General features: G+C 53.0%; 13 protein-coding genes. 4 read left to right on the top strand and 9 right to left on the bottom strand.

Annotated elements, in window-relative coordinates:
* From KZZ10_RS15420 to KZZ10_RS15390, 7 genes are all read right to left on the bottom strand, one after another.
* Window positions 1-5428 (bottom strand): non-ribosomal peptide synthetase (locus KZZ10_RS15420; protein ID WP_259662429.1); only part of this gene is annotated, 5428 nt, incomplete at its 3' end.
* A gap of 220 nt (window positions 5429-5648) precedes the next feature.
* The gene (locus tag KZZ10_RS15415) at window positions 5649-6386 is read right to left on the bottom strand and encodes a hypothetical protein (protein WP_259662428.1); all 738 of its coding nucleotides are present in this window, start codon (window positions 6384-6386) and stop codon (window positions 5649-5651) included.
* Window positions 6387-6404: 18 nt separating this feature from the next.
* Window positions 6405-6881, bottom strand: coding sequence for a glycine/sarcosine/betaine reductase selenoprotein B family protein (locus tag KZZ10_RS15410; protein WP_259662427.1), 477 nt, complete (start codon window positions 6879-6881; stop codon window positions 6405-6407).
* A 27-nt stretch (window positions 6882-6908) separates the two neighbouring features.
* Window positions 6909-8072, bottom strand: a complete 1164-nt coding sequence (locus KZZ10_RS15405; protein ID WP_311133564.1) for a mandelate racemase/muconate lactonizing enzyme family protein — start codon at window positions 8070-8072, stop codon at window positions 6909-6911.
* Window positions 8073-8088: 16 nt separating this feature from the next.
* On the bottom strand, window positions 8089-8781 hold the full coding sequence (locus KZZ10_RS15400; RefSeq protein WP_259662426.1) for an SDR family NAD(P)-dependent oxidoreductase: 693 nt from the start codon (window positions 8779-8781) through the stop codon (window positions 8089-8091).
* Window positions 8771-9736 (bottom strand): Bug family tripartite tricarboxylate transporter substrate binding protein, encoded by a 966-nt coding sequence (locus KZZ10_RS15395; RefSeq protein ID WP_259662425.1) that lies wholly within the window; start codon window positions 9734-9736, stop codon window positions 8771-8773. Before KZZ10_RS15395 ends, KZZ10_RS15400 begins: the two co-directional genes overlap by 11 nt.
* 33 nt (window positions 9737-9769) lie before the next feature.
* A complete protein-coding gene (locus tag KZZ10_RS15390; RefSeq protein WP_259662424.1) occupies window positions 9770-10702 on the bottom strand; it encodes a dihydrodipicolinate synthase family protein in 933 nt (310 codons plus the stop codon).
* A gap of 125 nt (window positions 10703-10827) precedes the next feature.
* On the opposite strand from KZZ10_RS15390, the gene KZZ10_RS15385 reads away from it, so the two are divergent.
* The 3 genes from KZZ10_RS15385 (at window position 10828) to phnN (ending at window position 14438) form a co-directional block, all read left to right on the top strand.
* On the top strand, window positions 10828-11748 hold the full coding sequence (locus KZZ10_RS15385; RefSeq protein WP_259662423.1) for a LysR family transcriptional regulator: 921 nt from the start codon (window positions 10828-10830) through the stop codon (window positions 11746-11748).
* Between the two features lie 74 nt (window positions 11749-11822).
* Complete coding sequence (nadC, locus tag KZZ10_RS15380; protein WP_259662422.1) at window positions 11823-12653, top strand: carboxylating nicotinate-nucleotide diphosphorylase; 831 nt, start codon at window positions 11823-11825, stop codon at window positions 12651-12653.
* Between the two features lie 9 nt (window positions 12654-12662).
* Entirely contained in the window at window positions 12663-14438 is a 1776-nt protein-coding gene (gene phnN / locus KZZ10_RS15375) for a phosphonate metabolism protein/1,5-bisphosphokinase (PRPP-forming) PhnN (RefSeq protein ID WP_259662421.1), read from the top strand.
* 4 nt (window positions 14439-14442) lie between these two features.
* On the opposite strand, the gene KZZ10_RS15370 is transcribed toward phnN, so the two are convergent.
* Window positions 14443-15642, bottom strand: a complete 1200-nt coding sequence (locus tag KZZ10_RS15370; RefSeq protein WP_259662420.1) for an amidohydrolase family protein — start codon at window positions 15640-15642, stop codon at window positions 14443-14445.
* Between the two features lie 12 nt (window positions 15643-15654).
* Window positions 15655-16338 carry a TetR/AcrR family transcriptional regulator gene (locus tag KZZ10_RS15365; RefSeq protein ID WP_259662419.1) on the bottom strand — a complete coding sequence of 228 codons (684 nt, stop codon included), beginning with the start codon at window positions 16336-16338 and terminating at the stop codon, window positions 15655-15657.
* A gap of 92 nt (window positions 16339-16430) precedes the next feature.
* Here KZZ10_RS15365 and KZZ10_RS15360 point away from each other — a divergent pair, with 92 nt between their 5' ends.
* Window positions 16431-17954, top strand: coding sequence for a 6-hydroxynicotinate reductase (locus KZZ10_RS15360; protein ID WP_259662418.1), 1524 nt, complete (start codon window positions 16431-16433; stop codon window positions 17952-17954).

Here is a 17954-nt window from a genome sequence, read left to right as displayed (position 1 = left end):
GGGGACGAGCGCGCGACAGTGCGGTTTTAAATATCGGAAACAGAGACGGCACGAGCTGTAAATCCGTGACTGCGCGCTCAACCATCAGCTCGCTCAACGCATCCATATCCAGCAGCGTCTCTTTGTCTGCCAACACAACGCTCGCACCAGAGACGAGCGGTACAAAAAGCTCCCACACTGAAGCATCAAAGGCGTAAGACGTACGCGCCAACATCACATTGGTTTCACCAAAAGGATACTGCTTCTGCATCCAGCGTAATTGGTGCACTAGGCCCGCATGAAGCACCCCAACACCTTTGGGCTGCCCAGTCGAGCCGGAGGTGTAAATGACATACGCCAAGTGCTGGGCACGCAATGCTCCGTGCCGTTCGTGCTCGAGCACATGCGCATCGCTCATACCTCGCAGCGTCTGCGCAACCTCCGGATCGTCTAGCCGTACCTCTACAGGCAATACCACGCCTTGGACTCGGCTCGCCTCAGCGCTCACCAGAATCTGTGCTCCGCTGTCGCTCAGCATAAACTGCAGGCGTGACTCTGGGTATTCTGGATCTAAAGGCAGGTACGCCGCGCCAGACTTCATCACCGCCAGCAGCGTCACCATCAGCTCCACCGTGCGATGCAACAGTACCGCCACGACCTGATCGGGGCCAGCGCCCAACGCGATCAAATGACGCGCAAGCTTATTCGACCTTGCATCAAGCTCTGCATAACTCAGCTTCTGACCGTCCGCGTATAGCGCAAGCGCCTCAGAGCTACGACGCACTTGTGCGGCAAACATCTCCGGCAACGTCTCTTCACCCGCCTTGTGCCACAAGACTTCTGGCCCTTGTGCATCCTTTAACAGCTCTTTACGTGCAACACCGTCTACCAGCGCGAGCGTCTTGACTGGCACTTCGACGGAAGATATCAACCCATGCAAAAGCTGCTCAAATGCTTCGCACCAAATCTCGACACTCGACTTAGAAAATAAATCTGCGTCGTACTCAAACGTTCCAACGAGCTCGCCACTCGCATTCGGGCACAACGCCAAAATGAGATCGAACTTGGCACGCGACAGCGTCACAGGCTCAAATTTTGCTTCGAGGCCAAGTAATGACGGCGGCTTGGGCTGCTCATTTTCAAAGGCAAACATCGCTTGAAAGACTGGTGTGTGCGAGAGTGACCGTGCTACGCCAAGGCTCTCAACCAACCGGTCAAAGGGAACATCTTGATCAATCAGCGCTTCCTCGACACTCGAACGCGCACGCGCGATTAACTGTCTACCGGTACAGCAATCACCCATTGACAGCGGTATTGCCAATGTATTGACCATAAAACCAATTAGTGCCTCAGCGTCGCCATGGATTCGCCCGGCAACCGGAGCACCAATCACAACATCATCTTGGCCCGAAAGTCGACCCAAGGTTGCACCATAGGCTGCAAGCAATACAGTAAATAGGGTCGTATGCTCTTGCTTTGCTAATTGTTCTAGCCCTTGTACGGACTGCGTGTCGAGTTTGACTGGTAGATACTCAGCGCGGCGTGCACGATTTGGATCACGGGGATAGGTCAGAGGCAATGTCAAACATTCTGGAAAGTCAGCAAGACGCCTCTTGGCTCGTTCGACCTTAGCCTCAAGACTTTGCTCCAACGTCGCCTGCTGCCAAGCGGCCCAGTCGTAATACTGAATGGGTAATGCGGACCAATCAGGCTGATTGCCAGCACAGCGAGCAAGATATCCCTGCGCAAGCTCTTTAAACAGAACCGCCTGTGACACACCATCGCCAGCATGATGATGCAAGGTAATCATCAAGACATGCTCTAGATCGGACACTCTGATGAGACTGGCGCGCATCGCAAAGTCTTTGTCTAATACAAAAGGCTTGTCATACTCTTCACGAATCAAGCTCTGCACCGAAGCCTCTCGGCCTTGCTCTGGATAAATCGATAGGTCAGCGACCTTTAACAAAGCATTAACATCAGGAGACTGCAGGACTCGCCCAACAGGAAGCCCATCCTCACCTTCAACTAAAACCGTTCGCAAGGGAACATGGCGTGACAAAATATCCCAAAGCGTGCTCTTTAGTGCGTCGACATTTAAATGACCAAGCAGACGAACCGCCGAAGGGATGTTGTAAGTCGATGAGGATCCCTCAACTCGATCTAACGCCCAGAGACGTTTTTGACCGAACGACAAAACGACACGCTCTGCATCGAGGCGGCCTGACCCTGAAACCAACGCGACGACATTTTCATCCACACGACGCGCAACCTGCTGAGCGAGCGCATAAGGCGTGGGAGATGTAAATAGCGTTCGAAGAGAAATATGCCAATGCTGCTCTTTCGCAACTCTAGAGATGAGTCTCATTGCCAAGAGGGAGTGACCACCAATGGAAAAGAAACTATCATCTAATCCAACCGAACTCACTCCCGTTAACTCAGCAAACAAACGGCATAAAATGATTTCGGTATCGGTCTGGGCTGCCCGATAAGGTGTTTCACTCGAAAGAGACTGAGGATTCGGTAGCGCTTTACGATCAAGTTTGCCGTTTGGTGTCAAAGGCAACGCATCGAGCGACATAAATGCCGATGGCACCATGAACTCTGGCAGGGTTTCGAGCAACGTGGCGCGTAGCACAGCCGACTCTGGAACAAGCATTCCAGGGTGTGGCACAAGGTAAGCAATAAGATGCGACTCTGTGCCTATCTTGATCGGCACAACCGCCGTTTGGCTCAAGCAATCAGGAAATCCTGTCAACAGGGAGGCTTCAATTTCTCCGGTTTCGATTCGATAGCCTCGAATTTTGACTTGCTGGTCTGCTCGGCCCAAATACTCAATCGCACCATCATCTCGGCGATAGGCCAGATCACCGGTTCGGTACATACGTGAGCCACGACGATCGTCAGTGGCAAAGGGGCACGCAATAAAGCGTTCCGCAGTCAAGGCCGAACGACCAAGATAGCCGCGGGCAAGCCCCACACCAGCAATGTAAAGCTCACCGACACTGCCATCAGGAACGGGCTCTAGCGCAGCGTCCAAAATGTAAAGTTCTGTATTCCAAATAGGATGGCCAATGGGCGGGGTGCGCGTGCCGTCCAATTCACGGCATTGCCACACCGACACATCAATGGATGCTTCCGTCGGCCCATACAAATTCCAAAGCTTCGTGCGACTAAGCTTCGCTAAAGTTTGACTTTGCAATACTCCGCCAAGTGCCTCGCCGCTTGTTACGATTTGCCGAATCGACTGGCACTCGCCCGCTTCAAGCTGCTCGACGAAGACGGCCAACATCGACGGAACAAAATGTAAAACCGTTACCTGCTGCTTCGCGATCGTTTCTCTAAGATAGGTAGGATCGCGATGACCATCAGACTTCGTGATCACGAGCGATGCGCCAGTCATGATTGGCAGAAACCACTCCCAAACCGCTACATCAAAACCTATGCTTGTTTTTTGCAATACGCGATCAGACGCATCTAACTGCATAACGTGCTGCATCCAGTCCAGACGATTTGCAACGCTACGATGGATATTGCCAGCCCCCTTCGGTAACCCGGTCGAACCCGACGTATAAATGAGATACGCAAGGTGATCCGGCAAAAGTGGACTAACACGGATCGAGTCCGTGATCGGCTCAGCACTGAGAACACGCATAATGTCTTGCTGTGTCGACGAGCTAAAGTCAACAAGCGGCACTACAGACAAATCACTTCGGGACAAAAAGTCTTGAAAGGAGTCGACGCGCGTTAATAGCTGTGACGCCTTGCTGTTTTCCAACATAAATGCCAAGCGCGCCAATGGGTACTCAGGATCTAATGGCAAATACGCAGCGCCGGTCTTCAGCACTGCCAGCATTGCCACGATCAAGTCGACCGAACGGTTCAACAACACAGCAACAACTTGCTCTGGACCGACACCACGATCAATCAAGAGGCGCGCGACCTGATTCGATTTCTGGTCGAGCTCCCGATAAGTCACCACCTGATCGGCTAAACGTAAAGCAATCGCGGAAGGATCTTTCTTAACCTGTCTGTCGAACAAAACCGGCATTGTTAACGGACGCTCCGCTCGATCGACCTCCTCACCACAAGAGTTGGCCAGCACCCGCGCGCGTTGTGTCGCGTCCATCATCGGAACGATTACAATAGGTTCACTACTATTTGTAACAAACGCCTTTAAGAATCGCAGTAAAGCTTCTAAATGAGTGGTCGCCTCGTGGTCTGTGTAGAGCTCTTTGTTGTACTCAAATGAAAAGTCGACCACATCGTCGTCGCGCCGATCCCATACGTGCAAGGTCATGTCCGAAACCGGAGCTGTGCCCACAACGTAATACGGTGTCTTGGGCAGACCAAAATCTGCCACATAATTGAAACTGGCAAGATTGATAATGACGTTGAATGCATCGGGCTGACGCGACAGCCGGCGTAAATGTTGAATTTCGCCATTCGGATAGTGTCCGTGCGCCATCACTTCAGCCAACTCTGTCGCAACCGCTTGAACGATTGCCGCTGGCGTTGACTCTGCGTCAATCGCTATACGCAGGGGAAGTTGATTCGCCAACATCCCACCCGCCAAGCGAGTCTCTCTTGTTCTGCGTGATGTCGGAACGCCAATACACAACTCAGTCTGCTGTTTGACACGGTAAAGATAGGCAAGGCATCCTGCTGCGAGAGCAGCATAAACACTTTTTCCGTTGATACGACCGAAGGCGGCCAACTGATTGAAGTCGTGCCGACTGAGTGGACGACTGACTCGTCGTGGAACCTGTATGTCTACTGCAGCAGGCTCTGTTGCAGACAACGTCGTGGGTGACGTCACCGTGACCAGCTTGTCTTCCCAATATTTTTTGTCGCTCTGCCAAGCTTCGCTATGGCGATACGCTTGATCCGCTTGAACCGCCTGCAGCCAAAGACGTGTCGATTGCTCGCACAACGCGGCCGCATCTCCTGTACCCGTCAACGCCTCATCATTCTTGTAGGCAAGATTCAACGCCTGTATGAATACCTCACAGCCAGCGCCGTCCAATGTCGAATGATGCGTCGCCCACTGCCAAAGCCAATCCCCGTCCGACACGCGTACCAAACCGAAGCGATTACAGCGGCCCTTTTCAAACGCAAAAGGCATCAGGGTCTGCGCGTCAAGAAGCCTGATGGCTGCCTCCTGCGCATTCGCCTCATGGCGAACATCCCAATGGGTCAGCGCTACCCGATAGGGGGGCAGTATTTCCTGAAAGGGTTCTTCATTTTCTACGAAGTAACGTACACGCAGACTGTCAAGGCGGTCCACAACATACTGTAGCGATCTTTCCAATCGTTCAGGGTTCAGATCACCCAAGATCCGAGTTCTGAAACTCAGGTTGTATGCGGCGCTCGCCGTATCGATTTGCTGGTGAAACCAGATGTTGCGTTGCGCGCCAGATAAAGGCAGCGTCGCAATCTTGTTAGACACTAAGTTTTGCATACGCCCAATCAGAAAATCAGTCAGAACAAATAAAGGATTACTTGCCCCGCAGGGCTCGCAACACCTTTATATAACTGCTTGATTTTAAGGGCGAAGGCGCTTTTGAACCTCACAAACTCTGTCAAAAAACGCCTTAGCAGGACATTCACTCGTCGATCTTGAAATCAACCGCGCGGCCCTAGGTAGAGATAACGTCGGGCCAGCCGGTTTATTCTTGCACCATAGCCAACACCACTCTGGGCACCATACTCAACGTAGCCAGTCCCTTAAACGACGGATCTGCCTCCTGACCCAACCTCTTGCGCAAAGCTAGAAAAGCCTCGCCTGCGCAGGTTTCCAACCAAAACCAACGCAAAATAGAGTCTGAAGTATGCCCGCCCGGCTGCATTGCCTTGGCTTCGTAATAGAACGACTTCAACTCGTCGGTTGCAAATTTCAACGCAACAGCAGGGGCCATCGTCGGATCCTTCAGAACGCCCTCTGGACGCTCACCGAGCCAAGAGGCAATGAAAGTTGCGAGCTCCGCCGGCGTGGCACCTGTCACGCCGAGGGTTGTTCGTCCTCTTGCAAGTACGCTTAACTCGTGCCACGCAGCTAGCTGCGCCACTTCGGACGACAAGCGCTGCGCCACCGACCCATCTGGTATTGGACCAGGGAAACTCACCGGGCAGACCAGTTGATGATCCTCCACGCCAAGGCGATCCGGCGGTGCATCCTCAGGAAAGTCCTCCAAAACCGGACCATCCAAGCGGGGGAGTAGCGCGAGTGCCTCTCTCAATACGCGAGCCTGAAACTCGGGCTCCTTCGGCGCACCGAAGGGCCGGCCCAGCATGAAAGGCACCCACAAGGCTCGCGGCGCTTTGAGGGCGGCGGTGTGCTCCCTAATAAGACTGATTTGAACGGTAGGTATGCCCTGCTCTTCGAGATAACGGCCGACGGCGCTCACGGCGCACGTACATAGCGGTCAAACCGGAGAAAGCACTACCGCATCGACGCCGTCCGCTCTAAGCAAAGCAGCAAGCTCGCGCGCTTTCGCCTCATACTTAGTGATAGGCCAGATCGCCCCCATAAAGGAGTAATGGAAACGCGCGACAGACCCAATATATTTTTGTTCCGCAAGCTCTTTCAAGCGCTCAAGCGGAAACACAACGTTTGCATCTGACTGAAAACCCGAACGATCAAAATTGACGGACACGTGGCTCATCACGAGATCGGCAGAAGCGACATCACCAGGAATCACGCGATAGTCCGTTCCAGACCCCGTCGTGTTGAAAGGAATATCGCTACGTACATGCATACCTGCAGTCGTCACGATCGCGACGCGTCGTTTAGAAAGAGACACCCCTGCGACAAGCGTGGGTGCACCCATCTCAGGCATCACGTGCAAACGTTCCAAGTGGTGGGCACGTTCGATCTCTAGTAAATCAGCAAGTCGGACCATTTTTTCTCCATTTTTTTTGTAAGAATACTAACGAGATAAAGCACTCATTTCCGCATACAAGTCTGCCTTGCCCTCAAAGCCAATCCCGACTAGAGACGGCAAGGTTACATAACCGTTCTGCACTTTTACACCATCAGGAAAGCCGCCATAAGGCTGGAACAAATCAGGGTAAGACTCGTTGCCGCCCAGACCTAAGCCCGCAGCGATCGCTAAAGACATCTGATGTCCGCCGTGTGGAATACAGCGGGTCGCAGACCAACCATACTCCTTGAGCATTTCTAGGGTACGCAGATATTCAACTAGCCCATAGCTTAGCGCACAATCAAATTGCAGCCAGTCCCGATCTTTACGCATGCCGCCATGGCGAATCAGGTTGCGCGCATCTTGCATGGAAAATAAATTCTCGCCTGTAGCCATCGGATTCTGATAGTGGTTTGCGAGCTCGGCCTGCAACGTGTAGTCGAGAGGATCGCCCGCCTCTTCGTACCAGAACAGGTTGTACGGTGACAAAGCCTTTGCGTAGGCAATCGCAGTCTTTAAATCGAAGCGACCATTCGCATCTACAGCCAAACGTTGGCCTGGACCGAGCAACTTCAGAACAGACTCAATACGCGTACAGTCTTCAGCCAAGGACGCACCACCGATTTTCATCTTGACGACCGAATAACCACGGTCGAGGTAGCTCAACATTTCAGACTTCAGCCCATCTAAATCTTTACCCGGGTAGTAGTAGCCGCCGGCGGCGTATACAAAAACCTTAGGGTCAGCCTTGCCGTTCCCGTAGCGTTCGGCCAGCATCTGATGTAAAGGCTTCTCTTCAATCTTGGCCACCGCGTCCCATACTGCCATATCAATTGTGCCAATCGCGACCGAGCGCTCGCCATGCCCACCAGGCTTCTCGTTACGCATCATGGTTTCCCACACTTTATGGGGGCACAACACGCCACGATCGTCGAGCAAGGTGTCGGGCTTAGCCTCGAGTGCGCGTGGAATAAAACGCTCACGCATTAAGGCGCCTTGGCCGTAACGTCCATTGGAATTAAAACCATAACCAACCACTGGTTTGCCGTCCCGGATCACGTCAGTCACCACGGCGACAAGACTGAGAGTCATTTTAGAAAAATCGATATACGCATTACGAATATCAGATTTAATTGGACGTGTGGACTCGCGGATTTCTACAATTTTCATAACGATGCTTTAAAGTTCAAGTAAGTGAAGAGCCGCCGCAAATTTGTATATTTTGACCGGTGATGGCAGCAGCATTAGGGCCGATCAGATAGCGAACAAGTGATGAAATTTCTTGCGGTTCGATCAACCGCCCTATCGGTGGCAATACAGGCGGCGATGCGCTGCGACCTGTCTGTTTCACCATTCCAGTATTCGTTGCGGCGGGTGAGACAACATTCACAGTCACCCCCGCGCGCACCACCTCGGAAGCCCAACTGCGCGCTAAAGCATTCAATGCGGATTTTGTGGCTGCGTAGTGACTGCGTCCGGCAATTCCTGCCGAAACGCGACTGCCGATCAACACCACTCTTCCAAACTGCTGCTCTACCATCCGAGGAATTAATTGATTTCCAATTGCGCTCGCTGCAGCAACATGCACCTGCCACATGACCTCGAGATCCTCTGGGGCTAAGCTCCCAAGCCGAGCGACGCGCAGCAACCCAGCTGCGTGCACAAACACACCAATCGAGGCGCAAGCGGCAGCAACCTCCTGCGCCGCCAGGGCATCACGCAGGTCCACAGCATGCGACACAAAGCGTTCATGACTGATCGTAGCGGGCAATACGTCCAGACCATGCACCATCCAGCCTTCGGCCAACAAGTCCTGGGCAATCGCACAACCCAACCCAGAACTTGTTCCAGTCACTAGCGCACTGAATTTACTGCGCACGTATATTGGCCTCTTTAATAATGGTTTGCGACATAGTCATATCAGCCTTTTGAAACTTGGCAAAATCAGCGGCCGTACCCGGATCGACAATCAATCCTTGCTCAACAAGCTTCTTAGCCATGTCACCCTTTAGTGCTGCTAAGGACTCAGCGCTCAACTTGTTAACAACGGCAGCTGGCGTACCGGCTGGCGCCCACAGTCCATACCAACTGTAGAACTCATACCCCGGAACAGACTCCGAAACTGCTGGAATATTAGGCATGCTGCTGAGCCGATCTTTTGACGTGACTGCAATGACTTTTAGTTTGCCGGCTTTGGCGAACGGCTGGGAACCCAAAATTGGATCGATGAAGCCGTCAATACGTCCACCTACTAAGTCGGTGTAGGCCGGTGACGAGCCTTTATAAGGAATCGTGACCGCGGTAAATTTACCAGCCTTTTTTAACAATTCTGTCGATAGATGCCCCGCAGAGCCCGACGAACCAATGGCAAATGATAGCTTTCCTGGATTCGCATTCCCATAGGCAATCAACTCTTTAATGTTGTTTGCAGGGACGTGGTTACCAATCGCTACCGCAAGCGGCGCTTTTGCGACCAGAGATACCGGAATGAAATCTTTTTCAATGTTGTAAGGGATTCCAGTCACTAGCATTGGTGCAATTGTGAAGGTGGACGCACTGAACAGTAATGTGTAACCGTCCGCAGGTGCTTTCGCCACAGCGTTCGCGCCGATCGTACCTCCCCCGCCTGCGCGGTTCTCGACAACAAAGGTCTGTCCCGTTTGTTCACTGAGCTTTTGTGCCAGCATGCGGCCCACGATATCAAGTGTCCCTCCTGGAGGGAAAGGAATAATGACGTTTACCGATTTTGTTGGATAGTTTTGCGCACCCGCTGTGGCGCAAAGTAACGCCACTGATGCTGCGAGAATCATTTTTAGTGATTTTTCTAATTTCATGTCTGTCTCCGTTTGTTAAGTATTCTGCTTGCCTTAGCGTTTCAGCAAGCCTGCATTCGCTACCGCTGCGCGTAATTGGTTAGTCTCAGCGTCGCTCGGCATCTCGGTTGGAGGACGCACGGTCGGCGCATCAATGACGCCTGCCAAATACATTCCCATTTTCATCCGTGCATGCGCCTCGCCAGTGGGCTCTCCGCCCCCGTACACGGCATCTTTTAATGGAGTGATCACTGCCTGAATTTGCATCGCTTTTTTCAAATCACCCGCTTGTACGGCCTGCCACAAATCATTAATCAAACCCGGAATAAATGTCGCGAAGCCGACCAGGGCGCCATCGACACCCTGCACCATCGATGCGAGCAGATATTCGTCGTGACAGGTAAGAATGGCTTTTGTTGGATCCGCATCGCGCACGGCCTTCACATCAGCGGCGTACTTATTCATATCTCGCTGACCAACTTTAAATGCCTGAAGGTAAGGCAACTTCGCTAGCTCAGCCATTGTTGCGGTCGAATAAGAGGCGCGAGTCCAAGCAGGATAGACATGTGCGATCAAATCGAGCCCAGACTCTGCAATCGCATCAAAATACTCTCTGACATGGCTCGGACGGAATCCGAACCGCAACCAATGGTGCGGCGGCATGACATCTAAAGCTGTCGCACCCGCTTTTTTAGCCATCTCTGCGTGCACACGAGCGTCCCTTAAGCCTTCACATACGATCGACGAAACCACAGGGGTGCGATGCGCAATCTCACTGGCAACAATCTGGGTGACCTGGGCACGCTCGTCTGGGGTTAACGAAAACACTTCCCCGGTGTGGCCGTTCGTCATCACCGCAACAACACCGGGCTGCGTCGACAACCAAGACGCCAGCTTACGCAAGCCCGGCTCGTCGATTCTATGATCGGCGGTAAACGGACACGCAATAGCAGGAATGATTCCTTTATAGTTACTGATGGTCGGCACGTGTAGCTCCCTAGTCGTTGACGGCGAAATTAGCCCGTTAATATGTACCAGCCATACTTTGCTTGAATAAGGTTTGCATTTCCAATGCTATTTACTTTGACTTCTATGCTTAAAAAGCACTGCCCATGAATCCAACCTGGCTGGAAGATTTCTTGGCACTAACAAAGTCGGGCAATTTTTCCCGAGCCGCCGAAGAGCGGCATATGACGCAGCCTGCCTTCAGCCGGCGCATTCGCGCCCTAGAGGAATGGCTCGGTGTCGAGCTTTTCGACCGAACGCATCAACCACTAGGGTTAACCCCAGTCGGCCAGTGGTTCGTGAGTGTGGCTCAACGCGTCCTAGATGATCTTGACCAGTTACCCGAGCAAGCACAAGCGCTTTCGCAAGCGCACTCGAACACCCTAAGGTTCGCTTCCACGCACGCCCTGTCCTTCACCTTTCTGCCGAAATGGCTTCGGACGATGGAGTCTCGCATTGCAGTTGGGGGAATTGAGTTAGTGTCGGACGTCTTTCAACGTTGCGAATCCCTAATGCAACAGGGCAAGACGCAGTTTTTACTGACTCATGCGCATGCCCTTGTCCCTTCAACCCTCGACACCTTGAGCTTTCCCTCAATCGTAATTGGTACTGAAGCCTTGATTCCGGTATCCGCCCCAAGCGCTAAGAATGCCAAACCGTTGTTCAGCTTGGGACTTACTACCGGCGTGCCGGTGCCACTCCTTTCCTACAGCGCGGGATCCGGTCTTGGCAGAATTTTCAGAGCCATCAAAGAAGGAGCACTAGCGAAATGCTCGGTCGACACCGTATTTACTGCGGATTTGGCAACAGTTCTCAAGACGATGGTCCTCGAGAAGCGCGGACTCGCTTGGCTGCCGACAGGGCTGATCGAAGACGAACTGCACTCGGGACGTCTCGTGCATGCGGCGGACTCTTCCTGGGATATCGAGTTAGAAGTCAGGTTGTACCGCCAACTTGAGATTAAGTCGGCAGCTGCGAATGCTCTTTGGCAAGCGATTCCCCCACCTAAAAAACTGTTGCAAGGATGAAAAAACTGCATTAGCATGAGGAATTGATGTAGTGAACACTACATAAAAATTTCCGCTTTTATAAAGGTATCCTCATGTACGATCATTTCCAGATTGAGCGCCTCATTGATCTTTGGCTGACCGAAGATATTGGCTCCTGCGACCTCACCGCTCAACTCATGATCGACGAAGACGCGATCAGCACCTTTCACATGAATGCCCGCGAACCCATGCATATCGCCGGAATTGATGTGGCTGCCCGCATTTTCACCCGATACGACTCGCGCTTGACCATCACCAAACTGGTTAAAGATGGTGAGCGCGTAGAAAAGGGCAAGCGCATCATGACGATTTCGGGTCCAGCCCGAAGCATCGTGACAGCAGAGCGCCCTGCCCTCAACATTCTTCAACTGCTGTGCGGGATTGCCACAGAGACAGCACGCTACTGCGCCGCCATGGCTGGCACCAAAGCCAAGCTAATCGACACCCGCAAAACCACACCAGGGTTGCGCATGTTAGAAAAGCACGCCGTGACCTGCGGTGGTGGCTTAAATCACCGACTCGGCCTCGACAACGGTGTGATGCTCAAAGATAACCACATCGCCATCGCCGGCAATATCAAAAAGGCCGTCGAGCGCGTGCGCGAGAGACTCCCAGTCCTCACAAAAATCGAAGTTGAGTGTGATCGCATTGAACAAGTGCAAGAGTCGCTTGATGCACAGGTCGATGTCATCATGCTGGACAACATGTCCGTTGATGAAATGGCAAAGGCTGTCAAGTTAGTAAATGGGCGCGCCAAAATAGAAGCCTCCGGCGGCATCCGTATCGACACCATCCACGCAATCGCCATGACAGGTGTCGATTACATTTCGACCAGCAAGATTACACAAGCGGCTCCAGCGGTCGATATCGGGCTCGACGAGTAACGCGAGAGCATGGCCGCAGGTAGCTTCTTTTTTGTTGTTGGCCCCAGCGGAGCAGGCAAAGACAGCCTGCTCGATGGTGTTCGACCGTCGCTCGACCCGTCACGCTTTATCTTTGCCAAGCGCACGATCACGCGCCCGGAGGGATCGCCTGGGGAAGTGCATACTGCTTGCACTGAAGCCGATTTCCAGAGACTCAATGCGGCTGGGAAATTTTTGATTTCCTGGCAGGCACATGGTTTGCACTACGGGCTACCGATCGAGCTACTCGATGCACTCAGGTCTGGGCAGCATGTGATTGCGAATGGCTCGCGCGGCATGATCAAGGCGCTAAGCCAACTGGTGCCTAACTTAGTTGTCATCGAAATCAACGCACCTGCACACGTTCTACAAACAAGACTGAACGCCCGTGGACGAGAGTCTGCCGATGATATTGCCAAGCGGTTGAGTCGGTCTGTTGAGCCTTATCCAGCGGGAACACCACTACTCAAAGTCGTCAATGATCAATCGCTTGCGATCGGCACGATCAGATTACTAGCTTGTCTCCTGACAGAAACGGACAGCGCGCCGCCCTCCTCGCGCATTCTGTTCAAGAAAATTGCCGGACGCGCCTTAACACCTGCTGAGTATCAGACTGCGATCGAGACGATCCTGTCGGCTAAGACTCAAGAGGCAGAGTTACAAGCCTTCCTGATTGCTTGCACGGTAGAGCTGTCAGACGAGGAAATGATTGCGATTGCAAAAGCACGCACAAAGATTCTGCCTCGTATTGACTGGGGTCGTCCCATGGTGGTCGACAAACACTCTTTAGGTGGGCTACCAGGCAGCCGCGTGACGATGGTTGTGATTCCCATTGTCGCCGCACATGGCTTAATGATTCCCAAGACATCGTCGCGCGCCATTACTTCAGCAGCTGGCACCGCAGACGCAATGGAAGTTATCGCTAAAGTCGATCTGACACCTGAGGAGCTTAAACAATGCGTAGCGAAAGCGAATGCATGTATTGCTTGGAACGGGAAGCTTAATCACTCCGTCCTAGATGACGCGATGAATGCCATCACCCGTCCGCTTGGACTCGATACGCGCAAGTGGTCCGTCGCCTCGATACTCTCAAAGAAATACTCCGCAGGTGCGACTCATGTTGTGATTGACATCCCGTATGCTGAAGCGGGAAAGGTCAAATCAAAAGAGGACGGGCTCGCCTTAGGCCAGCTCTTTGAAATGGTAGGTCGCGAGTTGGGTCTTGTTGTCAAAGCCTTCGCCACAAGCGGTGAATCGCCCATTGGGCGCGGCATCGGTCCTTCTCTTGAAGTTCGGGATGTGCTCCAGGTGCTAGAGCAACACCCGGACGCTCCAAGCGATCTCTTAGAAAAATCACTCTTCTTCGCCAGCCAGATCCTGGCGATGGATCCCGCCGTTGGAACAGTGGAAAAAGGGGCCGAAGTCGCACAGAGATTGTTAGTTTCAGGCGCAGCGCGCGAGGCCATGGAAAACATCATCCAGGCCCAAGGCTCGCACGACTGGCCCGATCTGTCTGGCATCCTCAAGCATCCTGTTTATGCGACACAGGCAGGAACCGTGCGTCAGATAGATGGGTTCGTCATCTCGGGGCTAGCACGTATGGCCGGCGCTCCCTTCGACAAGCTCGCTGGAGTTGATATCGTCCAGCCAACAGGCAGCCGCGTACAGCCTGGCGATTTGCTGTATCGGATTCAGTCCTGCGACCCCGTTTTGTTGAATAAAACGGTTAAGTCGGCAGAACGCGATAACGGTTTCCGCATCGCCTAAGAATCTAGGTGTGTTGCCTCACGATCACGGGCACTTCTGTTGCGGGTGGCGTATTGCGACTGCGATGGCATCTGACCAAACCATCAATCATGACCATACCAATACCGGGAATATCGCCTAAGCGCACGCTGTCGAGCAAATCACGACCGGCTGTATGCTGGGCGCGGTCCATGAAAACAAAATCTGCTGCACGACCCGGCTCGATCAAGCCACAGTTCAGATTACGCATGCGCGCAGTATTTCCGGTGGCAAAGCAAAACACAAGCTCAGGAGGGATATTGCCCAGACTAGACAGCAAGGCAATCATGCGCAAAATACCCAGCGGCTGCACACCCGACCCTGCAGGTCCGTCCGTGCCGAGAATCACACGATGCGGGCACTTTAGCTGAATCGCGTGCTGCGCGGCAGCAATCGCTACCTTTTCGTTGCCATTGTGAACAATTTCAATTCCACGTGTGGATTTCTCACATAACTCGCAGACATGCGCCTCGGATAAGGACGTGTGCCCCCCGTTGATGTGACCGATAATGTCAGCGTCCGCCTCAAGTACTACATCCTTATCAATCAGGCCCGATCCGGGAATCGAGGGTCCGCCGGTATGGATCGTGCTCTGTATGCCATGTTTACGCGCCCAGGCCACCATCTTCTGGGCCTCTTCACCAGCCTTCACAGAACCTAAACCGACCTCACCTAGCAACTTAACACCTGCATCTGCCAGGTCTTTGAAGTCTTGCTCGGTCATCCCTTTTTCGATCACTGGCGCACCAGCCAGCACTTTGACGCCGCCTGGTCTAAAACTATCGAAAGCGCGTTGCGCGGTAATGGCCAAAGCCTTCAGACCGACGATATCCTTCGGACGTCCAGGCAGGTGGACCTCTCCTGCTGAAATCATGGTGGTCACACCACCGTTCATGGTGGATTCAATCCATCCCAACTGATTTTGCCGCGGCGTCCAGTCACCAAAAACGGGGTGCACATGGCTATCGATGAGTCCTGGCGCCAAACAGGTCTTTTGGGCATCGATCAATAAGTCTGCATGCGCGATATCGCAGTCTTTTTCCTTACCAACCGCCGTAATAATTCCGTCTTGCACAACGACCGTGTCGGCGTCCAAAATCGGACGATCTAAATCACCGGAGAGCAGTAACCCGATATTTTTAATAACGACCTTTCCAGATTTTTCTTCAACGACGGCGTGCGCCATACTTGTCTTCCTTCAGGAGTTAGAGGAGTCCGGTGCAATCGTTTTAAGCACCGTAGAGATAACAAAGTTTTCCCACTGATCAAACGCGCTCTGCGCCTCTAAGTTTTCACCTAAAAACGCGGAGAGCGTATAGCGGTTCGACTGATAAAAATAACCAAGCGCAGCAATCATCATATACAGATCACGCGCTTTGAGCTGTTTGCTAAACACTCCCGCCTGCGCGCCGGTAGTCAGCACTTGATCAATCACGCCAATGGCTGTCGATGAATAGTCCCGAAAGCTCGCCTTACCAATGTGCTTGCCTTTGTGCAGGTTTTCAATATTCAGTAACGTGACGAATTCTGGGTGATCCCGGTAGTAGCGCAAAATAAACTGAACAATCTTCTCTAGCGAGCGCAACGGATCGAGTAAATCAAGCTTGAGCTTAGATTCCGCCACGTTAAAACGCTTATAGATTTCCTCAATCACCGCAACGAACAGGCCTTCCTTATTACCAAAATAGTAATAAATCATTCGATCGTGCGACTTGGCTGCCTTCGAAATTTTGTCGACGCTGCCGCCATCCAACCCGTATTGCGCAAAGATCTTAATGGCCGCTCGCAACAAGCTCGCACGCGTTGCGAGGGCCGCTTTTTCACGCACCCCTAACTTTCGAGGGGAGTCGTCTTGCGCCGAGCCGTTTGGAGACAGAATCATAAGAGTCATTGCCAGAGGGCAACAAATGTAATAAGGTACTAATTAATGTAGTAATTGCAACATGAAATTTTGACAAAAGCTAGTGGATTCGGATGACAGACCAGACTAAAGCAAAGATCGAATGTAACGCTTGCCCGGTGTTATGCCAGATCAGTCCGGGAAAGACCGGCGCCTGCGACCGGTATGCAAACGCAAATGGAACGCTCATTCGGGTGGATCCTGTTGTCTTGCTGAACCGCAGCCTACAAAACAATGAAACTCCAGCGCTAGTCCCGTTCGTCGACCCTCAAAAGCTGGGGACAACCGAGCAAGCGCAAGCCTGGGACCAGGACTTACTGCACGCCAACCAAGTTTTTGTCTCGGGTGTCGGGTCTTCCACAACTTACCCCGACTACAAGCCAGCTCCTTTTATCGTCGGCTCGCAAGTAGATGGTGTTGACATGGTGACCGTTGTCACCGAAGGCATCTTCAGCTACTGCAGCCTAAAGGTCAAAATTGACACTGATCGCTACCTCGGGCCTGAGCAGGCAAATGTGCGCTGCCGGGGCGAAGTCGTTGGTCATGTCACCACTGCTGAGTACGGGTCGCAAATGCTCTCGCTCGGTGGCGTACATCACCTAACTGGTGGAAGTAAAAAAGAGGGTCGCATCACCATGGAGATGATGCAGACGCTAGGCAACAAACAAGCTGTTGAGCTCGACATCGAAGGCGGATCAAACCTGATCGTGCAGGCGGGCCGAGCGCCGATCGTCAACGGCATAGAAGAGCGACGCATGCGCGTTGGGTGTGGTTCAGCCGCGATTGGGATTTTTGCGCAGCAGTTTTCCGAGCTCGCCGACGAGGTGGTTGTTGTGGATGACCACATTACTGGTGTGCTGACCGAGCACCAGGCAGGTAAGTGCTTGGGTATGCGCGCCTCTGGAATTGTCATTGGCGGCAGGCGCTCGACACCTGGGCGCTATTTTCAAGTTGCCAACCCTGGCACGGGCTGGGGCGGGACAGATATTGCTGATCCCTTGAGCATTATTGAAAGCTGGGAGCCCGATATCGCCTGGCCAGGCCTGCGCTTGCTGATGACCTCGACAACCGGCGAACATGCCTGCTGGTACGTCCTAGACGAGCAGTTGCGCCCCATTGAGCAAGCGATGCCTGATGCAGTTCAAACTGTCATCGACCGCATAGGTGAAAACTGTGAGCCGTCGCTGGCATCCGTGCTGTTCTTGGGTGGTGCGGGAGGTAGCCTGCGTGCAGGGGTAACAAACAACCCGATTCTATTGACCAGAGCGATCAAACAGGCGCTCGTCAATGTCACCTGCGGTGGAGCCCCGGCCTATGTCTGGCCAGGCGGCGGGATTACTGTGATGGTCGACGTACTGCGTATGCCCGACAATAGTTTCGGTACCGTTCCAACCCCAGCGATCGTTGCGCCGATTGAGTTCAGCATGCGCGCGGATGATTTCAAACAGCTGGGTGGGCATGTCGATTATGTGCGAGGGCTGGATCAGGTCCTACGAGAAGGTGCCTGGCATGACGACGGAGCGCCGCAGAACAGATTATGGGTAGCTCCACGCGAGGATACCCCGTGGCCGTTAGGCATGCCGCCAATGCTAGGTTAA

The sequence above is a fragment of the Zwartia hollandica genome, from assembly GCF_019923725.1.
GTDB lineage: Bacteria > Pseudomonadota > Gammaproteobacteria > Burkholderiales > Burkholderiaceae_B > Zwartia > Zwartia hollandica.
This window is presented reverse-complemented; position numbering and strand designations above follow the sequence as displayed.